Here is an 11,134-nt window from a genome sequence, read left to right as displayed (position 1 = left end):
TGTGCCTGCCGGTATGTATCACCCGGTTATCCCGCACACTGAATGTCAGAAATAAAAATTAATGTCGGCGAATATCTCAATCGCATCGGCATTATTCTGAATGGGTTTCACGCTGTCATTTTCATCATCCGGATCAAGGCTGGATACGCCATCAATCGGTGTGGCAACCGACACTTTGCCCGCAAAGGTTTTACCCCAGTTCGTCTTAAATACCAGACCCGCCGCACTCAGGCGGGCCCATTCACTGTCAGCAACCGAACCACTGTCATTAATAAAGCCTCCATTCTGGATGCCATATCCGAAGTCAAAAAGAAGGCCCATCTGAAACACGTCATTGATGGTGCGACCTGATCCGATAGACCAGTTCGGTAAGTTGAAATACCACTCGTTATTGATATACAGAGCTTTGTCTGCAGAGAAGTCTCCGACAAGAAAACTGCGCACGCCATTAGCACCACCAAGACTGAACTGCTCGAATGACGGAAGAATCTGCTCGGAATACTGAAGACGGACACTGGTCAGCAACCGGCTGAAGTTGTCTGTGAAAGGAAGTGGCACAAAGAAGAGAGAATTTGTCTGCAGCACACCTTTGTAAAAGGTCTCATCGGCGCCAGCCACAACATCCGTTAAAAACTCACCATATTGAACGGCCAGGCTTGCGGTATTCAACATTCTGATACCCGACTGAGTCAGGCCATCAATATAGAAGTTCAGCTCACTTCCCCGAACGCGATCTTCTGTCGAGAGAAAATCAATAAAGCTGTCGACCCGGGACGTTTTATCCGTCAGCGCCAGGCCAGCCGCCATATTAAAGTCCCGGGTGCGGGTGATCGTGTGATCAAAGGTCAGAGCATAGGTCGTGTTCACACCACTGATTTCAAGCGCGTTTACGATACTGCCCTTTTCGTCGACCAGATCGAAACTATTGCGGTCCGCTGCAATTCCGATCCGGTTACGCAGCCCAAACACCGGGAAGGTGTATCTGAACTGGCCCAGGTTACTGTGGGCATCACGCGAGCCAACGGTGTCCTCCATGCCTTTGTCCGAGTTATTTTCACCCAGATCCTCAGAACGCAGCAGCCCCAGGCTCAGGCTGTCACCAAAACCAATAGGATTGAACATCTGCATGTTGACGAACAGGCGGGCCTTACCCGTGAAATCCGCACCGTGGTTGTCCATACGCACCAGGAAGGCCATGTTATCTTCCTCGCGGACAACCAGCTTCAGGCGGGTTTCCCCTGGATTATCACCCGCAGAGAACGCACCACTGAGGGTCATACCCGGCAGGTCATTCAGAATATAGAGCGCCTCTTCAATTTCCCTGCTAGTGACGATATCGCCCATTACAGATTTGAGAGGCGACTTCAGAGTCGAGTCCTTGTACCACTTGTTGTTCAGTGGCTCGACCTGGCCAAGGCGTCCTTCCATGACCGTGAAGGTAACAACCCCATCGGTCACCTCCTGGGCAGGCAGAAGAACCCGCGCAAGGAACAGCCCCCTCTGGCGATAGTACTGAGTAAGTACGTTGGCGACTTCCTCGAGGTCGGCAAAGCTCAGTCCACGATTACGGTTCTGTTCGCGCACCAGCTCAATCAGTGCCTGCATGTCTTCATGAGTCAGATCATCAACTGCCGACTGGCTACCGATATCTTTGAGGTAAGACGTGATTTCATTGACCTCTTCCGGCGTGTATCCATCCTCCCGGCGACGGTCTTCTTTCATGTAAATCACACGCAGGCGCTCGGCTTCTGCTTCCACGCCCTCGCGCGTGATACCGAACTTCGGAAACTCTTCGAGCCGCTCAAACGTAAACTTGTTCACAATGATCCGAGGGCCGCTATCCCGCTCGTTAACTTCAGGTATCTCTCCATCAGGGCGCGGCATCACATCCGGAGCTTCGGTACGCCGGCGCAGTCTGTCGGAGGCATCCCCCTGGGCATCAGGGGCATCAATCCCGAACACGTCCCGCAGGGTCATCAGATCCTGATCGGGCACATTAATGTTTTCAGCGGCCTGAAGCGGCGCGCTGGTCAGCGCAATCAATGCGCCAACAATAAAGGATCGGTGAAGCCCTTTTACCTTCAGCATCTTGTTCCTTGTCCCTTATCAACCACGACACAAATCAGACGCGCAGCAATAAGCGGCGCCGGGCCATACAGGCCGTCGCGGTGTGAAAAATACTCTGGAGTGATTTCGGAAGACATCCTTGCCCTTTTGAGATAAACAATCCATTCATTACAAGTGCAAGTAAGCACTCACCCCCGCTGTCGCGCCAACACTCGCACGCATGGCCTGGCAGGACCATAAACAGGGCGGCGGCATTATAACAACATGACCTCACAATGAATACCGGCCTGACAACACAAGGAACATCTGCTACGGGCTGACACTCATTCAATGAACAGGAGTTTACTAAATTATTGAGGAAGCACTCAATGTGTCAGAAGACAGGTAAGTCACTCAGTGACAGCTAAGGCACCTGCAATGCCCTGAGGGATCAGGTGCGCCCTGGCTGATTACGCCGGACCGTAGTGTCTTCGCCGGTACCAGCAGGTACGGACAGAGGAGTTTCATATGAAGGACGCGCCGTAAAGCTGACCTCCATAATGCCAACACTGATATTGTCGCGTCCGCCTTTGTGATTAGCCTCATCAATGAAGCGATAGCAGCATTCAAGTGCCGGGCGATGCGTTGCAAGTACATGCTGGATATCCGGATTATCGAAATACTCAGTAAGCCCATCGCTGCAAAGCATGAGCAGCGCGCTCTCGGCAATCCGGTAGGTCATCAGCTCAGGTTCTACATCATCATGAACCCCAAGCGCCCGGGTAATATGATTCCGGACATTACTCGTGCGGGCTTCCTCTTCGCTCATGGCCCCCGAATCAATCATCTCCTGAACCACGCTATGATCGCGGGTGAGCTGAACAAGACCGCGGAGACTCCACAAATAAGCGCGGGAATCGCCAACATGTGCGACCGTGAGCTGATCCCCCCATTGCACTACCAGAACCACTGTGGTGCCCATGTGAGCAAAGTTAGGGTTCTCAGCTTTGGCTTCAATTATGGAGTGGTTGGCCTTATGAATGCCGTTACGGACGGCAGCCTGAATCATCAGCTTCTGCTGATCAGGCGAGCAGGCCAGAAAGGTTGGCGTCAACAACTGGCTGAACTGGAGGCTGAGAGTCTGTACTGCAATCCTGCTGGCAAGCGCTCCACCACTATAACCACCCATGCCATCAGCGACGACGACATAAGCAAATGGATGTTCCGGGTGGTTATACCAGGTAATAGAATCTTCATTCTCTTCCCTGACCTGACCGATGTCCGTACGGCCATTCACCGCTAGAGTGACACTTCTGCTCATTCCATATTCCATAAATCAGATTTTCAGAGCACTCTCCCTCCGGGCGGACTGCGGATAACAGCGGCTCTGCTTGGATTGCCGCCCGATTAAAACAAATAAAACCGGACAGGGACAGATATTTTGCCGGGATGAGCGCGGTTGATTTTGGCACATGCCTTCATCATAATTGGCCTCTCAGGCGTGGCAGCGCTTCTGGGCGTAGTGAATCAGAACAGGGAAGGAATCAGAAACGTCATGGCACGACTGCCGCGAATAAACATCGCCAACATCCCACAGCATATCATTCAGGTTGGTCACAATAATCTGAACTGCTTCTTTGACGATGAAGATTACGACTTCTACCTATCCTGCCTGAAGAAAGCCGCCGAGCAGTACGACGTAAACATTCATGCCTATGTCCTCATGCCGAATGCGGTACAGATGGTCGCCACCCCGAATATCCCCAATGGCATCTCATCAATGATGCAGTCGCTCGGCCGACGCTACGTGCAGTATGTTAATCACCGCTATCAACGCTCCGGCACCCTCTGGGCTGGCCGCTACAAATCCAGCGTGATTGATTCTGAAGCCTACCTGCTGACCTGTTATCGCTACGTTGAGCTGAAACCTATGCACGAAGGACTCGTGGAAAGCCCAGAGCTCTATAAATGGTCAAGCTTCAACTATCACACCGGGCGACGGAAGAGCGACCTCATTGCTGATCATCGACTGTATCTGGCGCTGGGCGACACCCGTGAAGACAGAGCAAATGAATACAGCACCCTGTTCCGGTATGAATTTGATCGCGGCCTGCTGAGCTACATTGCTGAGACCATCAAACTGGGGCAGGTACTCGGTGGGGACCAGTTCACAGAAAAGATCGAAAAGATCGCCAACCACAGAGTCCGCCCACTTAAGCGCGGACGCCCTAAGAAGAAAAAGTCAAAAGCATCAGCCTGAGGAGTGGCGTGCCTGCTGACCTGGCGCGTTATTACCTAACGATTCCCGCAGCCCCATTTCTTTACAAAATTTCTTTCATTAAATCGTGTCAGAGTGAAAATCTTCACTGCGGTGGCAGGGGTTCGCTCCCCGGGAACAGCTATAGCGGGCGCTGAGCAAATATCATGCTGTGACTCCCATTCACCCTCCCCAGATGGAATCAATTAAATTCGTGCCAGAGTCGAATTAAACTTTGAAATTCAGGGTTTTACGGCCCGAAGAATTCTGTTTTACTTCATCGCACCTGCCATATGGCCGTGGTTATTACGCCACAGGAACGGCGTGCACAGCCATGGCTACAGGGAAAATCATCGATAACATAGAGGAATTGTTAAATGGCTATTTACATGAATTTCAACAGCAACAACCCACAAGGTAACGTGACTGCTGCTGGTTATGAAAACTGGATCGAAGTAGACAGCATGAGCTTCGGCGTAGGTCGTTCTATCACCATGCAGGCTGGTGCAATGGCTAACCGTGAAGCATCTCGTCCAAGCATCAGCGAAGTCACTGTGACTAAGCCTCTGGATGCTGCTTCTGGTGGTCTGTTCAAGTCCTCCGTTACTGGCGACGCGGGTGTTAAAGTTGAAATCCACGTTGTACAGACTGGCGCAGAAAAAGTTGAGAAATACGCTGTTTACACTCTGGAAGAAGTAATCATCTCTTCTTACAGCATCAGCGCAAGCGCTGGCGGTGCACCTGCTGAGTCTATCTCTCTGAGCTTCGCTAAAATCGAAGCAGATCTGACTCACGCAGACAAGACCAACAAGAACACCAAGAACATGAAAGTGGGTTACGACCTGACCACTGCAAAACCGCTGTAATAAGGGCCATAATCCCTTATACTCGCGAAGGGTGGTCAGCAATTGACCACCCTTTTTATCAAGGAATTTCTAACGCAAGCGGAAGCGTAGCCCCCATCATTACGCTACCCATCACAAGCGCGGTGGTGATATAGCATGACGGTACTCAGCCAGAACAAACGTCTTATTCAGATCGAAACCCCCATTGGCAAAGACGCCATGATCGTCAGTGAACTCACTGGTGAAGAGAGGGTATCGGATCTATTCAGGTATACCCTGGATCTTCTCTCGGATAACCATGACATCAGCCAGAAAGATCTCCTTGCGAAAGACGTCACTATCAGCATTCTGTCTGACAAAAATCCGAATAAACGATTTATCCATGGCTACATCAATCATCTGGCCATGCTGGATATCAATGACGAAGGCCTGCGCCGCTATCGTATCGAAGTTGTACCTGGGCTCTGGTTCACGACTCTGGGTGCGAAAAACCGGATCTTCGAAAATCAAACCTCAAAAGATATCATCAACAATGTCCTCGCTGACTATGGCGCTGCGATCAAAAGCGACTTTAAAGCATCAGGCCCCTTCGTAAAGCGCGAATACTGCGTTCAGTATGAAGAGACTGACTTCGAGTTCATTTCCCGCCTACTTGCTGAAGAGGGTGTCGCTTATTATTTCACCCACAAAGACGGAGAGCATAAACTCGTCTTTGCTGGCGATGCGCAGGACTTCTTTGACGCCGAAAGCACGAAAATTGAATACGACGGAGGTGGCGTTCAGCCTGCCGAGAACTCGATTCACAGCTGGCAGCGCACATACAACTACCATACAGGCTCGGTCGACTTCCGAGATTACTCCGAATTTACGACCACCAAAGACAACAAGCAGGTTGTTAAAACAAAATCAGAGCTCAATAAAATCTCTGGAACTGTGCTGGAAGCCTTTGGTCGGTACCACATGGAGGACGATGGCAATAAACAGCATCGGCTAAGTGATCAGTACAACAAAGCGATTGCAAGCCGGGCCATGGAGTCCATTGAGGGCGGTCACGACGTTGCACAGGGCACCAGCAATGTCATCACTCTGACCGCAGGCGGACGATTCGAGACGGATCATCCAATAAAAAGCGAGTGTGGAAAGCACATCGTGACCCAGCTCAGCATCGTTGCGCGCGATGGTAACGGTGAAGATACACACTTCTCCAACCGTTTTTCTGCAGTACCTTCAGAAACTATGGTACGGCCGTCGTTCCAAGGCGAGCGCCGGATGATCACGACCCCTCAGTTGGCAACTGTTGCCGAAGTAAAAGCCACTGGCAGCGACAGTTCAGACGACAAACTGACCCAGGTAAAAGTTACCTTTCCCTGGAACACCGAACAGAATTCCTGCTGGATCCGCGTAGTACAACAATTCGCTGGAAAAGGCTGGGGGGCCAATTTTGTCCCAAGAGTATTTCAGGAAGTCGTGGTTAGCTACATAAACGGCGACCCTGATCGTCCGATTGTTACCGGAGCTCTCTATAACGGAACAAATGAAGGTCCGAATTACACCGCAACTCAGAGCGGCTGGAAAACCATGATCAAAGGCGGCAATTTCAATGAACTCCGCTTCGATGACAAGGGTGGCAGCGAAGAAATATATATGGAAGCCGGAAAAGACCACAACTGGCTCGTTCACAACGACCAGACCGGCACCGTAGAAAATGACCAGACCCTGACGGTAGAACAGAACAGGACAGCGACCATCAGTAAGGGTAACGACACCCTGACCGTCGCCAAGGGTAATCAGGCAACCAAAATCAATAGTGGCAACCACAGCCTGAAGATCAGTAAAGGTACATCAACCATCGATGCTATGGGCGCGATTAAGATTACCTCTAAGAATTCAATCGAACTCAAGGTCGGTGCAAACAGCATTAAAATTGACCAGAGCGGAATTCAGATCAAAGGCACTATGGTGAAAGCCAAGGCAAGTGCAATGGGCGAAGTATCCGCCGGCGGGATTCTCACCGTGAAAGGCGCACTGACTAAGATCAACTGACTGGTAGCAGTAACATGAGCCAACTGATCAAAATAGAAGCACTGACAGCCGCCGAATTACTGAAAGAATTTGAGCTGACAGAACCTGAAGCTGAAGACGTGGTGATTCCGGACACGGCACCTCAGATCAGCATTGAAAAACTGATGGCCGCAGGATATTACCAAGATGCCATCAAGTTACTCGCCCACGGCCTGCCCAAACGCGAAGCCGTCTGGTGGGCTTGCCTTGCAGCTCGTAAAGCACAGAAGCCAGACGCTGATGAAAACAACATCAATGCCTTACTGGCCACTGAAACCTGGGCCAGAAAGCCAACAGAAGATCACCGCATGCGCTGCAAAGAACTGGGCGAAAAAACTCAGTACAAAACAGCCGCGAGCTGGGCAGCAACGGCTGCCAGCTGGTGCACTGGCAGCATGACTCCAGCCGGTGAGCCAGAAGTGCCACCACCACCGTATCTCTATGCTCACGCAGTTGCTGGCAGCATCGCTCTTGCCGCTGCCAGTATTGACCCAGAAAATCTCGAAGATTGCTACGAACTCTTTCTCGCACAAGGGCTCGACCTCGCCCGCGGCGGAAACGGTATGGTAGAAGGAGCCTGATCATGGGTAAACCCGCTTCACGCATTACTGATATGCACGTCTGTCCGATGTCCTCCGGCCCGGTACCCCACGTTGGTGGCCCGATAGTATCTCCCGGCGCACCGACCGTATTAATTGGCAACTTACCAGCGGCAACCGCAGGAAGTATGTGTGTTTGTGTCGGCCCACCTGATTCGGTAGCAATGGGTAGCACGACCGTTTTACTGAGTAATAAGCCAGCGGCCCGCATGGGGGACTCCACAGCGCACGGAGGAAAGATCGTGCTTGGTTGCCCGACAGTGTTGGTGGGCGGGTGAATGGTCGATTAAGAATATGATCAGACACCTCTCCGCCACCCTATTAATTTCACTCCTTATAACGCCAACGGGACACGCTATGTCTTTATTTGATGCAGGAAAAATATGCACATTTTCACCGGTAAAGGCGAAAGTCACCTTAAACGGGAGTCCGGCGATCGGAGCAACTGTTACACGAACTACCAAGTGGAAAGACCCAATCACTGAATCGACGAATACAGACGGTAACGGTGAATTCACTTTCCCTGCAAACTACGAAAAATCAGTAAAAAAATTTCTGCCCGTCGAGATCGTAATATCCCAACAGATCATTGTTGAATACCAGGGTGAATCCTATGAGATCTGGGCGAATGGGAAAATGAATGCTGAAGAAAATTCCGAACTGGATGGTCGTCCACTGAACCTCAACTGTGAGCTTAGTGACGAACTGCGTACACACAGGACCGCCAGCTCGTTGATTTTGACCAACTGCACCTGGGAAGAAAAATAATTAGAGGAACCGAGTATGAGTACTGGAACTCTGGATGCACGATTCGCCGCCACACTCGCTCAGGACGCTTACCGTCTGAAAGACGATATCACACGTAAAATTGTGTTGTTCGAGCATAAAGACAGGTTTGAAGTTGAAGAGGAGCTCAAAGGAAAAACCGGAGCCTTCATCGTTCTCAAATCCAGTCACATCATGGGTGCATGTGCTTTCGGGATCAAACAGTACGAAAATCAGGCATTCGTTATACTGAAAGGCACGGCTAGTGGCTTCGATGCGTTAACCGATCTTAATGCCGGGATAACACGCTCAAACTCTGGCGGTCAGGTCCATCAGGGGTTCCAGTACACATTTGAGTCTTTTCTGCCGCAGCTGAAGGCGTTTCAGACAGAATTGGCTAAGCGCAACAAAATTCAGGTCGTCCATTGCATAGGACACAGCCTCGGGGGCGCGCTCGCAACCCTTGCTGCCGATTGGCTGAATAGCAATACCTCAGTACCAGTCAAACTGTACACCTTTGGCTCACCGCGTGTAGGCTTTCCATACTTCGCTAGCGATCTGACGAATCGGGTAACCGCGGACAACGTATATCGCGTATACCATAAGACAGATCCAGTCCCTATGGTGCCAACCTGGCCCTTCACCCATGTCCCAGACACGGGAACAGATTACCTTCTCAACTCCGGATTAGCGCTACTGCCCTGGGAATATCACAAGATGGAGAACTATATTAGTTCCGTTTCTGGTGGTAGTACCGCAAGCCTGGAGTGGCCAACCCTGAAAGCCTTGCGTCCGCCAGAGCTGCTGGAAAAGTCAGTTGAGAACTGGCTGAAATCCGATGGTCCGGTATCACTCTGCCTTAACACTGCACGCGTACTGGACGCGGCCTTAATGTGGGTTGTGAAGAAAATCATACATGCGGGAGTCGCAGTACTGGTAGGAGTAGGCACGACAACCTTCACTATTCTCGACCGGCTGGCCTACCTGATGCACAAAGCGTACGACTTCACCAAGGATCTCGGGTATTGGGTGATGCGCCTGATTATCCGTATGGCGCGGGCATTAGGCATAGTCGTGTCAGAAACCGCGACCCTGAGTGTGTCGTTCATTAGGATGATCTTCACCCGACTGCATCACAATGTGTCTGAGCTGGTCAGGAAAGCAGCTCAGGTTGTGAGCTGATAACCAGATAAACATGTAATTTTATTCTCAAGGAACGATATGAATAGCGCGACACTTAACAATGCAGCAAAAAATGCCGGCTTCAGCAAAGGAATACAAAAAGCGGGTAACCAATATGTTTTACTGGATAAGGATACCGATGGCCGCGTGGGGCGTGCCATTTTCATAAAATCTGATCTTATCCGTAAATTCTCCGGATTTGATAGCCAGGCAGATCTTGACGAGGCATTCTCACGAATCAAACAACTTCGTGCTACAGCCGGTGGTATAGATTCCTTTACCAACGTTGCTAATCCAAAAGAACATATGGGCATCATCGGAAGAGCAAAGATAAAGTATAAGATCTTTCAGTATGCAAGCGATGAAGCAAAGGCTCCCGGTGTCTACATCACAGATGTTGATCTTGCTGATTTTTCGAGAGATTCCAAACCTGGGGTTTATGATATTGAGCGGAACGCAGATGGATCGTGGCGATCAGGAACGACCTGCAATCTTGAAGTAAAGAGAAGCTATGCAGCCGTTAATGGACTATGTGAAAATTTAAAACAAGCTTCCGAAAATATCATCCCTCCTATGCTCGTAAATGCTTATTCCAATAAAGATGCGCGCGAAAAAATAAATAACTACTCAATGTTCTATAATCCTCCCTACCTTCAGAAGGGTGCAACAAGGTGGAAAACACCTGCTCAGAAAACGACCACTCTGGAGATTGCATCAGCAAGACTGCAACACGTATTAAAGAAAGCAGCAAAAGAGGAAAAGGAAGTTTCGTGGGTTATCCACGGATCAGGTATCGACGTATTTCATAAAGCGATTTCTGGTATAAAGCAGACGAATTTAAGCAATCATACGGTTATATTCATGGCCCCTACTTCGCCAGTAGCTGATGTTCTACCTGCAATAAGGTCAACAAATATTCAGTTGCATAGCAATGTTATGAAAATTCACCCTCATGACCAGAAGAGCCGTGAAACTCAACTTATGTCTGGCGACAGCCTGAAACAGCAACTAGAGGCTATGGGTCATAGAGACGAGGGTATACTGCTTCACAGAGAAAGACGCCAGGACTTAGTGAACATGGCATCGAGTGTATCCGGTGTAGCAACAATGGGAATTGGCGGAGTCGCGTTAACTTTACCCGCCACAGGTTTTGGGATCGCAGCATTGGCTATTGGCGGCATACTATCAATGCATAAAGGGATCCAGACTGCTCATATGGCACGTAACATCAGTGCTAACGGGCTCACGAACGAGGCTTTCAACCCTCATCTCAATCCCCACATGACAGTAGCAGAGCTCAACCTGACCGCCGAGAAAGCCTCAGGTAGCCTCGCCAAGACCTTTTACGATGTCATAAAGATGAAGCTGAAGAGTTAATA

General features: G+C 50.2%; 10 protein-coding genes. 8 read left to right on the top strand and 2 right to left on the bottom strand.

From position 1 onward, the window contains the following. Positions 1–45: 45 nt before the first annotated feature. Together Q1L85_RS01630 and Q1L85_RS01625 are read right to left on the bottom strand one after the other, a co-directional pair. Positions 46–2,088, bottom strand: a complete 2,043-nt coding sequence (locus Q1L85_RS01630) for a ShlB/FhaC/HecB family hemolysin secretion/activation protein (protein ID WP_300424448.1) — start codon at positions 2,086–2,088, stop codon at positions 46–48. 409 nt (positions 2,089–2,497) lie between these two features. Beyond that, positions 2,498–3,367 (bottom strand): Stp1/IreP family PP2C-type Ser/Thr phosphatase, encoded by an 870-nt coding sequence (locus tag Q1L85_RS01625; protein ID WP_300424447.1) that lies wholly within the window; start codon positions 3,365–3,367, stop codon positions 2,498–2,500. Between the two features lie 234 nt (positions 3,368–3,601). Between Q1L85_RS01625 and Q1L85_RS01620 the strand changes: the two genes are divergently transcribed. From Q1L85_RS01620 to Q1L85_RS01585, 8 genes are all read left to right on the top strand, one after another. Beyond that, a complete protein-coding gene (locus tag Q1L85_RS01620) occupies positions 3,602–4,306 on the top strand; it encodes a transposase (protein WP_300424446.1) in 705 nt (234 codons plus the stop codon). Between the two features lie 374 nt (positions 4,307–4,680). Continuing rightward, positions 4,681–5,169: a type VI secretion system tube protein Hcp gene (locus tag Q1L85_RS01615; RefSeq protein ID WP_300424444.1), complete on the top strand. Its 489-nt coding sequence runs from the start codon at positions 4,681–4,683 to the stop codon at positions 5,167–5,169. Positions 5,170–5,304: 135 nt separating this feature from the next. Then, complete coding sequence (locus Q1L85_RS01610) at positions 5,305–7,191, top strand: type VI secretion system Vgr family protein (protein ID WP_300424442.1); 1,887 nt, start codon at positions 5,305–5,307, stop codon at positions 7,189–7,191. A 14-nt stretch (positions 7,192–7,205) separates the two neighbouring features. After that, entirely contained in the window at positions 7,206–7,790 is a 585-nt protein-coding gene (locus Q1L85_RS01605) for a hypothetical protein (RefSeq protein WP_300424440.1), read from the top strand. A 2-nt stretch (positions 7,791–7,792) separates the two neighbouring features. Beyond that, positions 7,793–8,086 carry a PAAR domain-containing protein gene (locus Q1L85_RS01600; protein WP_307726789.1) on the top strand — a complete coding sequence of 98 codons (294 nt, stop codon included), beginning with the start codon at positions 7,793–7,795 and terminating at the stop codon, positions 8,084–8,086. A gap of 79 nt (positions 8,087–8,165) precedes the next feature. After that, on the top strand, positions 8,166–8,576 hold the full coding sequence (locus Q1L85_RS01595; RefSeq protein ID WP_300432086.1) for a DUF6795 domain-containing protein: 411 nt from the start codon (positions 8,166–8,168) through the stop codon (positions 8,574–8,576). A 15-nt stretch (positions 8,577–8,591) separates the two neighbouring features. Then, positions 8,592–9,755 carry a lipase family protein gene (locus tag Q1L85_RS01590; RefSeq protein WP_300424437.1) on the top strand — a complete coding sequence of 388 codons (1,164 nt, stop codon included), beginning with the start codon at positions 8,592–8,594 and terminating at the stop codon, positions 9,753–9,755. A gap of 39 nt (positions 9,756–9,794) precedes the next feature. After that, the gene (locus tag Q1L85_RS01585; RefSeq protein ID WP_300424435.1) at positions 9,795–11,132 is read left to right on the top strand and encodes a hypothetical protein; all 1,338 of its coding nucleotides are present in this window, start codon (positions 9,795–9,797) and stop codon (positions 11,130–11,132) included. Positions 11,133–11,134 lie beyond the last annotated feature (2 nt).

Source organism: uncultured Thalassolituus sp. (assembly GCF_950066645.1).
GTDB lineage: Bacteria > Pseudomonadota > Gammaproteobacteria > Pseudomonadales > Oceanobacteraceae > Thalassolituus.
This window is presented reverse-complemented; position numbering and strand designations above follow the sequence as displayed.